Origin of the sequence: Oceanobacillus saliphilus, assembly GCF_023522835.1 — a bacterium.
Classification (GTDB): Bacteria; Bacillota; Bacilli; order Bacillales; family Amphibacillaceae; genus Oceanobacillus; species Oceanobacillus saliphilus.
On sequence record NZ_JALCZU010000014.1, the window covers coordinates 69,998 to 85,172 of the forward strand.

General features: G+C 38.9%; 17 protein-coding genes and 1 rRNA gene. 14 read left to right on the forward strand and 4 right to left on the reverse strand.

The annotated features are described in order from the left end of the window. Positions 1–219: 219 nt before the first annotated feature. The 6 genes from MN204_RS18560 (at position 220) to MN204_RS18585 (ending at position 6,474) form a co-directional block, all read left to right on the forward strand. Complete coding sequence (locus MN204_RS18560) at positions 220–1,230, forward strand: TRAP transporter substrate-binding protein (protein WP_249872586.1); 1,011 nt, start codon at positions 220–222, stop codon at positions 1,228–1,230. A gap of 67 nt (positions 1,231–1,297) precedes the next feature. Further along, positions 1,298–1,795, forward strand: coding sequence for a TRAP transporter small permease (locus MN204_RS18565; protein WP_249872587.1), 498 nt, complete (start codon positions 1,298–1,300; stop codon positions 1,793–1,795). A gap of 5 nt (positions 1,796–1,800) precedes the next feature. Beyond that, on the forward strand, positions 1,801–3,081 hold the full coding sequence (locus tag MN204_RS18570) for a TRAP transporter large permease (protein ID WP_249872588.1): 1,281 nt from the start codon (positions 1,801–1,803) through the stop codon (positions 3,079–3,081). 216 nt (positions 3,082–3,297) lie between these two features. Next, the gene (locus MN204_RS18575; protein ID WP_249872589.1) at positions 3,298–4,467 is read left to right on the forward strand and encodes a GNAT family N-acetyltransferase; all 1,170 of its coding nucleotides are present in this window, start codon (positions 3,298–3,300) and stop codon (positions 4,465–4,467) included. Positions 4,468–4,570: 103 nt separating this feature from the next. After that, the gene (locus MN204_RS18580) at positions 4,571–5,245 is read left to right on the forward strand and encodes a hypothetical protein (protein ID WP_249872590.1); all 675 of its coding nucleotides are present in this window, start codon (positions 4,571–4,573) and stop codon (positions 5,243–5,245) included. Further along, positions 5,245–6,474: an efflux RND transporter periplasmic adaptor subunit gene (locus MN204_RS18585; protein ID WP_249872591.1), complete on the forward strand. Its 1,230-nt coding sequence runs from the start codon at positions 5,245–5,247 to the stop codon at positions 6,472–6,474. The genes MN204_RS18580 and MN204_RS18585 overlap by 1 nt, the downstream gene beginning before the upstream one ends. Before the next feature lie 39 nt (positions 6,475–6,513). Here the strand turns inward: MN204_RS18585 and MN204_RS18590 are convergent, their stop codons facing one another. Next, entirely contained in the window at positions 6,514–7,365 is an 852-nt protein-coding gene (locus tag MN204_RS18590; protein ID WP_249872592.1) for a YihY/virulence factor BrkB family protein, read from the reverse strand. Positions 7,366–7,505: 140 nt separating this feature from the next. Here MN204_RS18590 and MN204_RS18595 point away from each other — a divergent pair, with 140 nt between their 5' ends. The 3 genes from MN204_RS18595 to MN204_RS18605 are packed head-to-tail and all read left to right on the forward strand — an operon-like array spanning position 7,506 to position 8,660. Further along, the gene (locus MN204_RS18595; protein ID WP_249872593.1) at positions 7,506–7,988 is read left to right on the forward strand and encodes a DUF948 domain-containing protein; all 483 of its coding nucleotides are present in this window, start codon (positions 7,506–7,508) and stop codon (positions 7,986–7,988) included. 2 nt (positions 7,989–7,990) lie between these two features. Further along, on the forward strand, positions 7,991–8,446 hold the full coding sequence (locus tag MN204_RS18600; protein WP_249872594.1) for a DUF948 domain-containing protein: 456 nt from the start codon (positions 7,991–7,993) through the stop codon (positions 8,444–8,446). After that, positions 8,433–8,660 (forward strand): hypothetical protein, encoded by a 228-nt coding sequence (locus tag MN204_RS18605; protein WP_249872595.1) that lies wholly within the window; start codon positions 8,433–8,435, stop codon positions 8,658–8,660. Before MN204_RS18600 ends, MN204_RS18605 begins: the two co-directional genes overlap by 14 nt. Positions 8,661–8,889: 229 nt before the next feature. Here MN204_RS18605 and MN204_RS18610 read toward each other — a convergent pair whose 3' ends face one another. Further along, positions 8,890–9,312: a DUF948 domain-containing protein gene (locus MN204_RS18610; RefSeq protein ID WP_249872596.1), complete on the reverse strand. Its 423-nt coding sequence runs from the start codon at positions 9,310–9,312 to the stop codon at positions 8,890–8,892. A gap of 156 nt (positions 9,313–9,468) precedes the next feature. Here MN204_RS18610 and cwlD point away from each other — a divergent pair, with 156 nt between their 5' ends. Next, complete coding sequence (cwlD, locus tag MN204_RS18615; RefSeq protein WP_249872597.1) at positions 9,469–10,191, forward strand: N-acetylmuramoyl-L-alanine amidase CwlD; 723 nt, start codon at positions 9,469–9,471, stop codon at positions 10,189–10,191. Positions 10,192–10,282: 91 nt separating this feature from the next. Continuing rightward, positions 10,283–11,341, forward strand: coding sequence for an iron-sulfur carrier protein/transcriptional regulator SalA (gene salA / locus MN204_RS18620; RefSeq protein WP_249872598.1), 1,059 nt, complete (start codon positions 10,283–10,285; stop codon positions 11,339–11,341). 90 nt (positions 11,342–11,431) lie between these two features. On the opposite strand, the gene gerD is transcribed toward salA, so the two are convergent. Continuing rightward, a complete protein-coding gene (gene gerD / locus MN204_RS18625; protein ID WP_249872599.1) occupies positions 11,432–12,052 on the reverse strand; it encodes a spore germination lipoprotein GerD in 621 nt (206 codons plus the stop codon). 156 nt (positions 12,053–12,208) lie between these two features. On the opposite strand from gerD, the gene MN204_RS18630 reads away from it, so the two are divergent. Further along, on the forward strand, positions 12,209–12,874 hold the full coding sequence (locus tag MN204_RS18630; RefSeq protein WP_249872600.1) for a KinB-signaling pathway activation protein: 666 nt from the start codon (positions 12,209–12,211) through the stop codon (positions 12,872–12,874). A 254-nt stretch (positions 12,875–13,128) separates the two neighbouring features. Here MN204_RS18630 and pdaB read toward each other — a convergent pair whose 3' ends face one another. Then, positions 13,129–13,884, reverse strand: coding sequence for a polysaccharide deacetylase family sporulation protein PdaB (gene pdaB / locus MN204_RS18635; protein ID WP_249872601.1), 756 nt, complete (start codon positions 13,882–13,884; stop codon positions 13,129–13,131). A 559-nt stretch (positions 13,885–14,443) separates the two neighbouring features. On the opposite strand from pdaB, the gene MN204_RS18640 reads away from it, so the two are divergent. Together MN204_RS18640 and MN204_RS18645 are read left to right on the forward strand one after the other, a co-directional pair. After that, positions 14,444–14,665, forward strand: coding sequence for a hypothetical protein (locus tag MN204_RS18640; protein WP_249872602.1), 222 nt, complete (start codon positions 14,444–14,446; stop codon positions 14,663–14,665). A gap of 431 nt (positions 14,666–15,096) precedes the next feature. Continuing rightward, positions 15,097–15,175, forward strand: a 16S ribosomal RNA gene (locus tag MN204_RS18645); the annotation flags it as partial.

Here is a 15,175-nt window from a genome sequence, read left to right on the forward strand (position 1 = left end):
TTTCCTACCCTTAAAAAGCAACGTCATCTTTGAGCAGATTTTTAAAATTTGCTTTAAAAAAAGCTTGATTATTGAAGCGCTTGCAATTATAATAATAATCAGTAATTATATTAGTTTGTTTGCTGAACAAAATATAATTAAACAAGGGGGAAAGGAACACCAAAACTTGGTGGTTGTTTGTAAAACTATTTTTGTCTAAAAAAAGAGGAGGTATTTTACATGAAAAAGAAAACGTTATCATTATTGGCGATATTGTTGTTTGTTGGAGTGGTTCTGGCAGCTTGTGGCGGTGGAGATGAGAATGATGCAGATGGGGCTTCTGATACTGAAGAGTCCGTTACGCTTCGTCTAGCAGAAAATCATCCGGAAGATTATCCAACAACGATTGGAGATAAAGAGTTTGCAAGACTTGTAGAAGAAAAAACAGATGGACGCTACAATATTGAAGTATATGCTGGTGGACAACTTGGAGAAGAGTCAGAAATTCTAGAGCAGCTTCAATTGGGGACAATTGAATTGGCAAGGGTTAATGCTATTCCTTTAACACAGTTTTCTGATCAAATCGGTGTTTTGTCCATGCCTTACTTATTTGACGATCCAGACGAGAAATGGGAAAAGCTAAATGGTGAAGTTGGGCAAGAGTTGTTGGGGACATTGGATGGTTCAGGCTTAAAAGGATTGGCATTCTATGATTCTGGTGAAAGAAGTTTCTATAACTCCGTTCGCCCAGTATCAACTCCTGAAGATATGAAAGGCTTGCAAATCCGGGTGCAATCATCAGACTTGGCAATCGCTATTGTTGAATCTTTAGGAGCGTCTGCTACGCCAATGGAATATGGTGAAGTGTATTCTGCTTTGCAAACGGGTGTAATTGATGGTGCTGAAAATAATTTCCCAAGTTACTATACTGCAGGACATTATGAAGTAACACCATATTTCACTGTTAATGGTTATCAAGGAACACCTGAAGTATTATTGGCATCCCAAAGTATCTGGGATGATTTAAGCGAAGAAGACAGACAAGCATTTAGCGAAGCTGCTATGGAATCGGTAGAAGTCCAACGCCAAGCATGGGCAGAGCTGACAGAGGAAGCTCGTGAAGCTGTCGTAGAAGCTGGAAGTGAACTGACAGAAGTAGAAGACATTTCTGCATGGAGAGATGCCGTACAACCCGTATATGATAGATTTGGTGAACAATACGCGGATTGGATTGAAAAATTAACACAATAGTTCATCCTGGGAGAAGTGAGAGGAGAGTTCTCTCACTTCTTCTATTATACAAGGAGTGGTTTACGGCATGAAAGTTCTTCAGACAATCACGGACGTTCTGAATCGCATTCTTTTAGTTGTTTCATTATCGATACTAGCGGCAATGGTCCTTGTAATTATCTATCAGGTTTTTTCACGTCAAATCCTGGGCTCGGCCCCAGCGTGGAGTGAAGAAGTATCACGCTTGCTATTTGTTTGGGTCAGCTTTTTGGGAATTGCCTATGGTTTCAGGGAAAAACTTCACATTGGGGTTGGACTGGTCATTGGTAAGTTGCCCAAAAAAGTCCAAACCATATTTGATTATTTTGCAAAAATACTTGTTATAGGTTTTGGGTTCCTTCTGATTTATTACGGTTGGCAATTCACAATGCTAACAAGCACTTCAACAATGCCCGCAACTGGTATGCCTTCCAGTGTACTATATGCTTCAATCCCTGTTAGTGGTTTTTTTGTATTGCTGAACGGCGTTGAACTACTCTTTAGAAACGGAATGCATCAAGAACTTGAAGATGCAAGTGAGGGGTGACCGATATGGAAGTATGGATTTTATTGGGAAGCTTTATCTTACTGATTATTTGCAGAGTTCCAATCGCACTCTCACTTATATTATCTTCATTGGCAACCGGTATCTACATGGGGATAGATTTGTCCGCTATTATTCAAAGAATGGTGGCAGGATTAAATTCATTCTCCCTATTAGCAATCCCGTTCTTTATTATTGCAGGGGAAATTATGAATGAAGGCGGCATTTCCCGTAGATTGATTAATCTTGCAAACGTAGTGATTGGAAAGATAAGAGGGGGACTGGCGCTTGTTAACGTTTTGGCCAGTACTTTTTTTGGAGGTATTTCAGGATCGGCTATTGCTGATACATCCTCTGTTGGTTCAGTCATGATACCGATGATGAAAAAGCAAGGTTATGACTCTAAATTTGCTGTTGGGGTGACGGTTTCGAGCTCTGCGCAAGGAGTTCTGATTCCGCCAAGTCATAATATGATTATCTATTCAACTGCAGCGGGCGGTGTCTCTATTGGGGCGCTGTTTATGGGAGGGCTTCTTCCGGGAATATTACTCGGCGTTGCTTTAATGATCCTGACCTATATCCTTGCGGTGAAAAGAAAGTACCCTGTTGGTGTACCTGTTAAAAAAGAAGATATTCCGAGAATTGTGTGGGAAGGTCTATTAGGATTATTCACAATTGTGATCATTCTTGGAGGAATCTTAAGTGGATTCTTTACTGTTACGGAATCTGCTGCAATCGGGACACTTTATGCTTTTCTCATAACGTTCCTGGTGTACAGGGATATCAATATTACTAGAATGGGAGTAATTTTACAAAGATCCTTTAAAACACTCTCCATGGTTCTATTTTTAATTGCTGCTTCATCAGCTTTCGGTTGGTTGTTGACGCTTCTGAAAGTCCCTGCCATGGTATCAAATGCACTGATTAGTATTTCTCCAAATGACGCAGTAACCATTTTATTAATCGTGATTATCTTGCTGCTATTGGGAATGATTATGGACATGGCGCCACTAATATTAATCGCGACACCTATCCTCCTGCCTGTTGCAATAAGTGTAGGAATGGATCCGGTCCACTTTGGGGTTGTGATGATCTTATGTCTTGCAATTGGTCTAATCACACCACCAGTTGGGACGGTCCTCTTTGTAGGGTCTGCCATTGGTAAAATTTCGATCGAAAACGCAACAAAAGGCTTGCTACCGTTCTATGTGGTAATGATTGTCATGCTTCTGCTAGTCGCATTTCTTCCGGCGCTGGTATTATGGCTCCCGGATGTATTAGGGCAATAAAATGGAACATCCCCTTTTTATCGGGGGATGTTTTTTGTATGTAAAATATGAACTTCTTTTCAGACAAAAGCTGTCTAGGACATTTTCATAGAGTAACAAGCTTATATATTACCTTATTACATAGCTTATTTTATTAAATAAGGACGCTATTTTTCGCTTTTTTCAATTGATATTTAGTATGATGGAGATATCGAATAAATACGGGAGGGTTACCGATTGGATCAAATAAAAAAACTAACAGAAGCGGACTATGATGAAATCTTTGCTTTATCACAGTTTGCTTTTCAATACAAACTTACGGAAGAAGCACTTGTTAAGAAGAAGGAAGAGACGAAACGTCATACGATTTGGGGCTGGATGGAAGATGGGAAAATAGCTGCAAAGGCCCATCTCATTCCATTGTCCGTCTATATTAACGGAAAGCCTTTTGAAATGGGAGGAATAAGTGCCGTTTCTACATGGCCGGAATACCGTAGAAATGGGATGGTAAAACAGCTTCTTGCTCATGCTTTAAAGCATATGAAAGAAAATGGCCAAGTTATTTCCTATTTGCACCCATTTTCAGTGCCTTTTTACCGGAAATTTGGCTGGGAAATGGTGTTTGAGGAAAAAAAGTATACTATTCCAATGGATAATCTGAAAAGAAAATGGTCAGCGGAAGGATATGTAAGGAGAAGCGATGCAGATATAGAGCTTTTGCATCAGATTTATACAGCGTATGCCATGAACTTTAATGGTATGCTCACACGTGACGAAAAATGGTGGGAACAACGTGTATTAGCGAAAAATAGCATGGTAGCGGTTTGTTATGATAAGAACAATCAGGCTGAGGGCTATTTAATTTATAGCGTAAAAGAGAATATGCTACAAGTGGAAGAGCTGGTTTACAACTCTCTAAATGGATGGAGACTGCTTTTGGAGTTCATTTCCAATCACGACTCCATGGCTAAAGAAGTTAAAATGACTGTTCCGGTAAATGATAACCTGCCTTTATTGGTTGATGAGCCGAGGTTTAAGCAGGAAATATCCCCTTATTTTATGGTGCGAATTGTAGACGTATTAGCGTTTTTAAAAGAATTTCCATTTGAGCAAGCATCAGACACATCGCTTTTTATCCATGTTGAGGATTCCTTTTTACCGGACAATAGTGGGGTATACAAGATTAATCAGCAGAATGGAAGTACTGAAGTAACCCATCTGGTTGAAGCGGCGAACGAAAAAGCTGAGGTTCATTGTAACGTCCAGCAGTTTGCAGCAATAATGTTTGGCTATAAACGACCAATGGAGCTGTATAGAGCGGGACTTATTCAAGGCAATCAAGATGCTTTGGAGAAACTTAATAAGCTCATACCTGTAAGTCAATCCTTTTTCCCAGATTTTTTCTAATAGGTCAAAGAGCTACTATCAAAAAGATGCAAAATTCATAGTATTTCCCCAAATTCTGAGTTAAAATGAATACTATAGGGTTAAAAGAAAAGGAATGTAGCATATGACATATCGTGTTCGTCTATTTAGAATCCTCACTTCGATGGAGGATGATTTATTCCGAATAAAAAAAGCGGAGCGGATTGAAAATTTATGGAAAGTAAATGTCGTATTAGTACTTGCGGCGGTTATCGTATATGCATGGATGGCGTTTCTTGGATTAGGTTCAGAGGCTATATCGAGTGTTGCTGTTTCACTGACCCAGCAGACATATGAAACTAGTAAACTATGGTTTATTATAGGACGGTCACTCTATGGATTACTGTTTGCAGCTTTTATTTTGTTTGTACCAAGTCTGTTGTTTTATCTTTTAACGGGAATTCCATATAGGAAGCTTGTTATTATGCAGCAGATTGTATTAGCGGTAATGCTTGCGGAAAGGTTGCTTTGGATTCCGCTTGTCATCTTTGCGGGTCTGAATTGGCAGGTATCTCCTTTATCGTTTGGGATTATTGCTTCTTACATGACAGATATGCCTTGGATTATTTACTTTTTTGGAGCGATTACGGTAATTCAATTATGGATTATCTGGTTTCAGGTGAAATATATTACCACATTTTCAGGTATGAAAAAGCATGTGATCTGGATTAATGTCATATTATTGCATTTCTTGGGCTGGTGTCTCGCTGCGCTTACCGCTTTTACTGATTCCTACATATTAAGTGGGTGGTTTGGATGATGCAAAAGAGAATAATTCAAATACTTTTAATCGTTTTTGTTGGAGTGAATTTTCTGCTCGTGTATCTGGATGAAGAAGAAAAGGTTGAAAGAACAGCATATATTAACAATTGGTCGGAAAGCTTTGAAACGGATATGGTGCAAAGAATGTATAAGCCCGGTGTCCTGACTTCAAGTGGGGACGAGCATATTTACTTCGATGAAAACCTGGGTAGCTTTCAGGAATTTCTAGTGGAAGAAGGCGGACCGGTAAATGCCGGAGATCCACTGTATAGCTATACAGTCCACAATTATTATCAAACAGAAACGAATTTATTAAATCAAACAGAGCAAATAAATGACGAGATTACAGCTATTGAAACAGCCATTTCCGAAATGGAAATGTACCAGCTTCCCCAGGCTGCTTCAGGGACACCGAGTTCTTTTACGCTTACAGAGGAACAGCTTCAAATAGAGTTCCCTAATACATCGATTGAAGCTGAGCTGATGAAAGAACAATTCTTGTTGGAAAAGCAAAAGGAATTAGCGCAAAAAAGAGCACAACTTGAGTCTGTACAAGGCCAACTCACAGAACTTCAGGTTTCAGGTGATACGATCACGGTTGAAAGTCCTTATTCCGGCAGGGTAAGTAACATAAAAGATTCGTTGGATAATCCGGTCATTACGATTCAACATGCAGATCTGCATGTGGTTGGTGAATTGACTGAAAGCGAACGTACACAAGTTCAGGAAGGTCTCTATGCAGAAATTGATTTGCTTGAATTGAGTGTTCATTTGGAGGGAGCTGTGCAAGAAGTAAGTGACATACCGAAGTCAATAACAATTGGTGGTAAAAGTATTTATCCTTTCCATATCGCTTTGAATGAAGATGCTGAAATGGATGAACTGCTGCCGGGATATCATGCAGATATCGCGATTACCCTCGAAGAATCCCTTCGTGCGACAGCCCTTTTTGAAGAAGCTGTTTTCAATGATTCGGTCTGGAAAATGACGAACGAAGGAAAAATTATCAAACAAAATATCGAGACAGGACTTCATGTGGACAGTATGGTGGAACTCACAGCGGGAGTGGAGACGGGAGAATGGGTTGCTGTAGAACCCCCAAGTTTATTTCACGAGGCTGCAAATTTCATCACTCCCCTAAAAGCAAAAGAAATTACGAAGGATTCCTTTTCCGTCTCGGATAATACGTGGGCAGAAAGTTTTGTAACAGGTATATTGTCGAGATAAAACAGGCCAGGAATTGTTCCCGACCTGTTTTTATCTTAGTCAAATATTAGCAGCCTTATGAAGTTCTGCATTTTCCCGTACTTCCTTCTTATGGTACATCACATTGATGATAGCTCCGATCAGCAGGATAACGCCAGTCAGAAAAAACCAAATCATTAATACAATGATACCGCCAAGGCTACCATAAGTAGCGGAATAGTTTCCAAAATTACTGATATAGATGGAGAATCCAAATGATATAACTTGCCAAAGAATACTTGCTGTCAAGGCCCCCGGTATAATATGCTTGAAAGGGATTTTTTTATTAGGTGCAACGTGATAGAGAGCCATCAATAGTGCGGTGATCACTAGAATACTAATGACATACCTGAGAATTTGCAGTAATACTGTCATATCTGAACTGATGCCAAGCAGCGTTACAAGGAACCCAAGAATGACATCTCCGAATACTGGAAGTAAGATGGCTATTACAACTGCAAGAATCATGCTGATGGTTAATGTAAAGGCAATGAAACGTGTAACGACGAAAGAACGAGTTTCTTCGACATCATATGCTTGGTTCGAGGCTTTAATAAAAGCGTTAATGCCGTTAGAAGCAGACCATAGGGCACCGATTATACCGACAGTAAGTAATCCACCCCTAGGAGTCTCAACAAGACTGACGATATTATCTTCAAATATGGAAGCTAGTTCTCCGGGAACGATGGAAGCAATGAAGCTCATCGCATCTTCTGCACGAATATTAAAGTAAGGAATTATTGCGAATGCGACAATTAATAAAGGAAAGACTGCTAACAAAAAATAATATGCTAAAGAAGCTGCAAGTAATGTTACATTATTTTCCTGGAATCTTACCATAAAATCGTGATAGAATTTTTTAATTTTAGCCATTCTATACCTCCACAATTAATTTATATATTTTTTCTATACCCATGAATGACGAATATCAATCTTTAGTAAAGACAAGTGTAAAACGTTTTATTTATGTTTGCTGGTGGTATAATATTGTCAATAGGGAGGGAATTTTACATATGGATATTATATATGTGGGTATTCTATTGTGTTCGATTGCATTTGCGATTGTAGTGATTTATATATGTTTAGTGCTGAATAGAATGACAAAAACAATGAAATCGCTCGGTACAACCATGGGTGAAATGGAAAAGGAACTGGAATATATTACACCGCAGCTTACACAGTCAGTTCGGGAAGCGGATAAACTTGTCGATGACATAAGTGAAAAAATGAGGGCCACAGACAGCCTATTTGATTCATTTGAAGATGTTGGGACTACAATCAATTCTCTTAATGAAGTATACAAGAAACAAAACCAAGCAATTACGGATATGGAATTAGAGCAGAAAATGAAGCCATTCGTTGGAGGAATTACGTGGAGCGAAGCGGCTGTACAAATTTACTCTAAATGGAAAGCGACAAAGCGTACAGATAAAAATGAATTGATGGTACAGCAAACAGAAGTTGTACCTGCTGCGAATACAGGAAGAGAGGGATAAAGATGACTTTAGTTGGAATAGGCGTATTACTTATAGGAGTGGCATTTATTATTTTAGCAATATTTATTGGACATGCACTGAATAATCTGGCAGGTGTGCTGAGTGGGGTTGATAAAACCGTCCAGCAGCTGCCGAAGCAATTGGATAATATTTTTAAAGAAACAGGCAATATGATTAGTGAGAGTAATCATACATTGGCAGATGTAAACGATAAGCTTCATCAATTAAGCCCACTATTCTATATTGTAGGTGATGTAGGAAATGCCACAAGAAAATTTTCCTCCTCGTTAGTTGATGTTACAGATTCCATCAAAACAAAAACAGACGGTGGAAAAGAAGTCTCAGATCGTAATAAACTTGGTGGTCTTTATGGTTCATTTGCTTTGGGATATTACTGGCTTAAAAAACGCCGGGAAATGAAGGAAGCAAAAGGGGAATTCACCGATGGAAACCATTAATGGCAAAAGAAATGTTCCAATGATAGTTAGTGCCGTCGGAGGCATTACTTTAGGATGGTTCATAAAGAACTACCTATCCAAACAGCGGCAATTGGAAGAGCACCAATCTATTGTCGAAAGGTTGAAGGAGTTTGAAAGGCAGCTCTATGAAGATGGACAGAAACGTGCAAAAGCTATTGAAAGTATCCAGGAGGAAGTGACGAACAAAATATAGTTGTGACAGATTCCTTTATGGAAGCAAGTGGGAATTTTTTTCCTGCATGTGAGAAAGTACAAACTTTCTTTCTTGCCTAAGTATAACTAATGCATACGCCCAAAGAATTAAGCGTATGCCAAGTGTTCTAATCGCTTTAAGCCAGTTAGATTAAAAATAAAAGGGCAACCGACGTTATAAAGTCGGCTGCCCTTTCTTTATTTTATAGGAATCGTGTTTCTATCACTTTTTATTTCATTTCCTTATTTTTCTGAAAGAGAAGATATCCAAGCGTTAATGCTCCATAAAATCCTTCCAAATTCTTTCCTGTTGTGATATTTTTGCCGCGCTGCGTATTCAGTTTCATATCATCGACTGCATCCACCATAGATGAAGTTAATTGATTGGTCGCTCTTCCAGCATCTCCTATAATATGAAACAATGGACTTAATTCTTTAATCTGGTTATTCACTTGTTGCAATGTTTCAACGCTGGTACCAAGTGTTTTCGTGGTTTGTGATGTAATGTTTTCCACTGTTTTAGGGAGTTCATCGGTTGTTTTTTGCAGACTGCTAAAAACACCTGCCAAATTGTTAAGCGGCTTAATAAGAAACATAACCAGTGCCATTAACGCAATTCCTATAATAATTAGACCTATTCCTACCCAAATCATCTAAAATGTCCCTCCCAATATACGGTTTCCTTTTTAATACCACACCTGTAAAAACAATAAACTATTCCTAATTGTAGCATACCACAAATGGATAGTCATAAACCCGTAACTTGTCCCATAAATTTAATAAGAGATTATTCTTAAGGAGCGGATCAAATGGGACGTAAAATGAAAATAATGTACTGGTTACTTGGAGCTTTCCTATTAGCGTTTCTGATTCAATATCCAATCAGTAAAAGTGAATTTAATACAAATAACTCGTGGTCACTTCCGCTCTCAGGAAAAACAATTGTAATTGATCCAGGGCATGGTGGACCGGATGGGGGAGCTGTTGGTGCAGATGATACGTTAGAAAAGGATATTGCTCTGGAAGTTGCCAAGATGCTCCAAAGATTTCTACAGCAGAATGGGGCGCTTGTTTATTTGACAAGGGAAGAGGACTCAGATTTGGCAGCTGAGGATACGAAGGGGCTTTCGAGAAGAAAGGCGGAGGATATTCGCAATCGCCTGGAATTTATTCATGAAAAAAATCCGGATTTCTTTTTGACGCTGCATTTAAATGCATTGCCATCGACTAGATGGAGAGGAGCACAAACATTTTATTATCCCCAATTTGAAGAGAGTAAGCACCTTGCGAAAATGATACAGGAGGAAATTATCCGTAATTTGGAGAATACGACGCGGTCCCCATTGGTCATCAATGGAATCTACCTGCTGAAGCATGCCAAAGTTCCCGGTGCCCTGGTGGAGATTGGCTTTTTATCGAACACGGAGGAAAGGGAATTACTTAAACAGGATGACTATCAGCGAAGAATGGCAGCGAGTATTTATGAAGGGATATTACGATATTTAACGGAAGATGTGAAAGAGGATGAGTGAAAACGTCACCATAGTTCATATCGCTTAGTTTTTATATGATTTATGTTATACTAGCAGTTAGAGTACAAACATAAGGGGATGGTGACCTACAATGCTAACACAAGAGGAAGTTGTTCAACTGCTTAATCCTGTTAAAGATCCTTTTTTACATACAACACTTGAAAATACCGATGGAATTACAAGTGTATCCATTAAAGAAGATAAGAAACATGTCAGTGTCAAAATTGCTATATCGAAGACGAATACTGCTGAACAAATGGAACTGCAGCAGGAAATTGTCGGTATTCTCAAAAGAAATGGTGCAAATACGGTTGGGTTACGTTTTGAACAGTTGGATGAAGATATTATAAAAAAATATCAGCCAGCTGCAGAAAAGTCCAAAGAAGAATCATTAATGGGCGGAAACTCAAACACAAAATTTATTGCCATAGCGAGCGGTAAAGGCGGCGTAGGGAAATCGACAGTGACCGTTAACCTTGCTGTAGCACTAATGCGACTCGGTAAAAAGGTCGGCATTATCGATGCTGATATATACGGATTCAGTGTGCCGGATATGATGGGTGTGGAAAAGCGTCCGATAGTAAGAGGGGAAAAGATTATCCCGGTAGAGCGTTTTGGTGTACAAGTCATTTCGATGGGTTTCTTTGTTGAAGATAATTCACCGATTATCTGGCGTGGGCCAATGCTCGGTAAAATGATTAACAGTTTCTTTTCTGAAGTAGAATGGGGCGATTTGGACTATCTGCTTCTCGATCTCCCGCCAGGTACTGGAGATATTGCAATGGATGTTCATGAACTGCTGCCTACATGTAAAGAAATCATTGTAACGACTCCGCATCCAACCGCGGCATTTGTAGCGGCCAGAGCGGGACAGATGGCATTGAAGACGAACCATGAAATTCTAGGTGTGGTCGAAAATATGGCATACTTTGAAAGTAAGAAAACAGGGGAAAAAGAATATGTATTTGGAGAAGGTGGCGGACAGAAACTTGCTGAAGTGCTGAAAACAAAAGTGCTTGGCCAATTGCCAATCCAACAACCATATGAAGAAGAGGGCGTATTTGCACCTTCTGTATATCAGGAGGACCATCCAAACGGAAAACAATTTCATAAAATTGCAGCTAAGATTATCGCAAAGCTGGAAGATTAAAAAAGGAGGGCGTCCTATTAGGATGCCCTCTTCTGATTAGGAGTATCTAGGTAACAACTATCTTGATGTGTTCTAAAGAAATCAAGAAAATTATTCGCCTTCGGTACCACCACCCTGACCACCACCTTCACCGCCGCCTTGACCACCGCCACCTTGTTGTCCTTTGCTTTGCTCTTCAGCAGCTTTCAACAATATTTCCTGAATTTTTGCCTGGAATAAAGGCGTTTCTAATGTTTCGGTGATTGTTTGCTCAAGATGCTCACGAAATTGTTGGCTTTTGAGCAAGCTCAGCATCTGGTCCGTTATTTCTGGATTTTTCATTAGATCGAGCATTTGCTTTTGATATTCGGCATCATTCATCAGATCTTTCATTAACTTCTTTTGTTCTTCAGACATCGATTTTGCATAACCCTCAACAAACTTCGGGTCTTCAAAGAGGGTTGTCCACATTTCTTTCCCCTTTTCTGAAACGAGGGCTTCATTAATTGCAGATTTTACGACATCTGATTGAATTACTAATTCCTGTTTCAGTTTCTCGTCAGCCATTACTTCAGTCAAGGCTTTTTTGCCATCTTCTGTCTGTAATATGTCAACAACCATTTTCTTTGTCGTTTCATAATCTCCCTCTGTGCCGGAAGCGGCCTCACCAGCACAAGCCGCCAGTAAGCTAAAGGATATTCCAAGGAGCGCAATAAATACGATACGTATCATTAAATCGTTCCTCCTTCCTATATCCTTTAATATGAGTGACAAATTTATAAAATATTCACTTCCTATGGGAAAATTAAAGCGCTTCATGATAAAATAAATGGTGTAGGATTATTTTAATGATTTTTGTCGATTGCTGGAGCTTTAGGAGGATTTATATTGACTAGTCGTAAATTGGTAAATTTTTTATTTAAGACATTTATAATTGGGGGAGTCGCTGGGCTTCTTATCAGCTTCTTCGTTAAATATGAAGATTACGCTACATATTTAAACCCGTTTGATTTTATGGAAGTTGTTGGGCTGGTCTTATTCTTTATCGGCCTCGGTTTAACGTTCAGTGTAGTCAGTATGACCGGTTTCTTCGCTTATTTATTTATTCACCGGATGGGTTTAAACCTATTCAAATCATTTTGGCCAACCGTACAGGTATTGCTTATCGCATTTGTTATTTTTGACTTAATTTATTTTCCATACCAGGCAACCGCTGGTGAGGTTTCCGTATTCTGGTATATCTTAATGGCTGCTGCTTTACTTGGATTTGGTTGGATTGTCGCAAAGAGAAAAGCAAAAGAAACAAACAAACATGCGTTTATTCCAGCTTTATTTTTTATGGTTGTCATCACCACGGTAGAGTGGGTGCCTGGTTTGCAGGTGGAAGGTACTGACTATGCCTGGTTAATGATTGCCCCGTTGCTGGCGTGTAACACCTATCAATTGCTCACATTGCATCGGATTACGAAGACAGATGAAAAAAAGCAGTCGAATGCAAAATCACAACCTGTAAAGAAAGCATCTCATAAGCAATCAGGTGCAAGTAAAGTATAAATTGCACCTCTGGACGAACATGGTCAGAGGTGTTTCTTTCCGCAACGAAGGCTGTCACCGAAAGACTTGGTGACAGCCTTCGTAATGGAATTTGGCTACAAATCATTTCTTATACATAAGCCACGTCCAGCGCAATTGGACTAACACCCTTGAGAACTTAAGTAGAAACATCATGAGCAAAGAACGAATCTAGGAGTTTCTACTTAAGCTTGTCGGAGGTATAATCAGCTCGTTAACGCTTCGTGTATCCTGTTTCATTCAACAATTTCGGTTTCTGCATGTGCCTGGTTAATCAGCTCAGAAATACTAACGAGCTCGAATCCTTTGTTCTTCAGGCCTGGCAGGATAGTTGTTAATGCATCTGCAGTCTGCCTTGCAGCATCGGAGGCATGCAGTAATATGATGTCTCCATTCGTTGTATCTTTCATGACAGTATCTACTATTACGGATGTTCCTGGATTTTTCCAATCATTCGGATTAATGTTCCAGTGAATTACTTTAAAATCAAGCCCCTCAGCAAGTTCAATAATTTCTTCGTTAAAGTGACCACTTGGTGTCCGAAGCAGCGTTACATCCTCATAACCGAGTTTCTTGAAAATATCCTTTGCATAAAGTAAATCCTTCCTAACCTGATCAATATCCTGTTCGAGATAACTTTTATAGCGATATCCCAACATTCCCAGCTCATGCTGTCCTTCTGAAATCTTCTCTAGAATAGCCGGATGACGTTCTGCCCATTCACCACTAACGAAGAAAGTCGCCTGCACCTGTTCCTTCTCCAGTTTTTCCAAAACATCCAGCGCTCTTTCTTCACCCCAGCTAATATTAAATGTCAATGCAATATATGGTTCATCTGCATTTCCTTTAGATAGAGCAACAGGCTTTTCATTGGAAAAAACGGAAAAGACCATCTCCTTTTGATTCCATATTAAGAGAGCGGTAAACAATGCGAGTACAAGAATTAACCAGCGTTTCCGATGCTTCATTTCTATTACATAAAAATGATTCATGCATTTTCCTCCCATACTTAGTACTTCTATTCTTATATTTATGATAAAGGGGGAGAAATATGAACAAGCTCTCTCAGGAAATAGATTCATTAATGAATGATAAAGAAAAAAATTATAACAATGGATGAAAAAGTTAGGAATTAGGGAATAGTATTCCTAATGATTTCGTTTCTGCTATTTGAAATGTTCTTTCAGACGAAAAATGATCTGACACCAACCGACAAATTTTGTTTTAAAATACGAATGAATGTGATGTAAAGTTCTTATGCTGCGTTTTTAAAGGTGCCAAATAAGAAGTGATAAGGTCATGGTGGCATAACAACGTATGGCAGTAATGCGTGAAGTAGCTACAAGAGCAAACCAATAAAGTGGTTGGACGCTATCACTTCGTTACTTTCTGAATAACTTCTTATAGTAGCTCGTATGGCACGAAGGAAAGATAAAGGATAAGCCTGAGAAAAGGATATTGCGTTATTGCGCGATCCTTCTCTGCTTTTAGATGGGATATGTAAATGTATAATGATTTATCTAGATTAGAGAAATGTTAGAGGTGAGTATAATGTTGGGATTGTTAATCAGTGAAATGGAACAAAAGGAAATTGAATATCTGTTAAAAAGGGAACTTGAGGAATTATTGATGGATTTGGAGGACGGTAGGATTGACCATATGGTAAAACGGGCAATGAGAGAAAGATATCGACTTCTTTTTCAATTACTGCGACGTGTGGCAAGTGAAAAGGAATGTTTGAAATATATGCCTAAGCGTAGAGAAAACCAATAAAAGCCGTATCCTCCTCCACTATCAGTTACTCTTTTAGACGATGATGAATTGGCGGGGGATTTTACGATGTTGTAGGGTCAAACAAACAGGGTCATGCAGAGTTAAGATGCATAACAAAAGTTTATGAATTATTTATAGATTAATTCGAATTATTATTTTTTTATTTTCCTATTGCCCAAAACTTTATAATGTGATATATTAATTTCTGTTGTCGCTTTATGAAAATACTTTAAAAAAAGATTTCATAAAACGTATTGACAACAACTGAAATACATGATAAATTATAATTCGTCGCCAAAAAACGACAAATTGAAAAATTGATCTTTGAAAACTGAACAAAACAACCAGTATGTTAGGAAAAAGAAAACTTGTTTTCTTTTTTAAAAGCAACAAACAGAAGCTAGTCTTCTAACTAAGCTAATTCAAACACTTTTATGGAGAGTTTGATCTTGGCTCAGGACGAACGCTGGCGGCGTGCCTAATACATGCAAGTCGAGCGCGGGAAGCTTT

Excerpts from the sequence above, each read along its gene's own strand:
- MN204_RS18560 (WP_249872586.1), top strand. The coding sequence starts at position 220 with ATGAAAAAGAAAACGTTATCATTATTGGCGATATTGTTGTTTGTTGGA.
- MN204_RS18565 (WP_249872587.1), top strand. The coding sequence starts at position 1,298 with ATGAAAGTTCTTCAGACAATCACGGACGTTCTGAATCGCATTCTTTTA.
- MN204_RS18570 (WP_249872588.1), top strand. The coding sequence starts at position 1,801 with ATGGAAGTATGGATTTTATTGGGAAGCTTTATCTTACTGATTATTTGC.
- MN204_RS18580 (WP_249872590.1), top strand. The coding sequence starts at position 4,571 with ATGACATATCGTGTTCGTCTATTTAGAATCCTCACTTCGATGGAGGAT.
- MN204_RS18585 (WP_249872591.1), top strand. The coding sequence starts at position 5,245 with ATGCAAAAGAGAATAATTCAAATACTTTTAATCGTTTTTGTTGGAGTG.
- MN204_RS18590 (WP_249872592.1), bottom strand. The coding sequence starts at position 7,365 with ATGGCTAAAATTAAAAAATTCTATCACGATTTTATGGTAAGATTCCAG.
- MN204_RS18595 (WP_249872593.1), top strand. The coding sequence starts at position 7,506 with ATGGATATTATATATGTGGGTATTCTATTGTGTTCGATTGCATTTGCG.
- MN204_RS18600 (WP_249872594.1), top strand. The coding sequence starts at position 7,991 with ATGACTTTAGTTGGAATAGGCGTATTACTTATAGGAGTGGCATTTATT.
- MN204_RS18605 (WP_249872595.1), top strand. The coding sequence starts at position 8,433 with ATGGAAACCATTAATGGCAAAAGAAATGTTCCAATGATAGTTAGTGCC.
- MN204_RS18610 (WP_249872596.1), bottom strand. The coding sequence starts at position 9,312 with ATGATTTGGGTAGGAATAGGTCTAATTATTATAGGAATTGCGTTAATG.
- cwlD (WP_249872597.1), top strand. The coding sequence starts at position 9,469 with ATGGGACGTAAAATGAAAATAATGTACTGGTTACTTGGAGCTTTCCTA.
- salA (WP_249872598.1), top strand. The coding sequence starts at position 10,283 with ATGCTAACACAAGAGGAAGTTGTTCAACTGCTTAATCCTGTTAAAGAT.
- gerD (WP_249872599.1), bottom strand. The coding sequence starts at position 12,052 with ATGATACGTATCGTATTTATTGCGCTCCTTGGAATATCCTTTAGCTTA.
- pdaB (WP_249872601.1), bottom strand. The coding sequence starts at position 13,884 with ATGAATCATTTTTATGTAATAGAAATGAAGCATCGGAAACGCTGGTTA.
- MN204_RS18640 (WP_249872602.1), top strand. The coding sequence starts at position 14,444 with ATGTTGGGATTGTTAATCAGTGAAATGGAACAAAAGGAAATTGAATAT.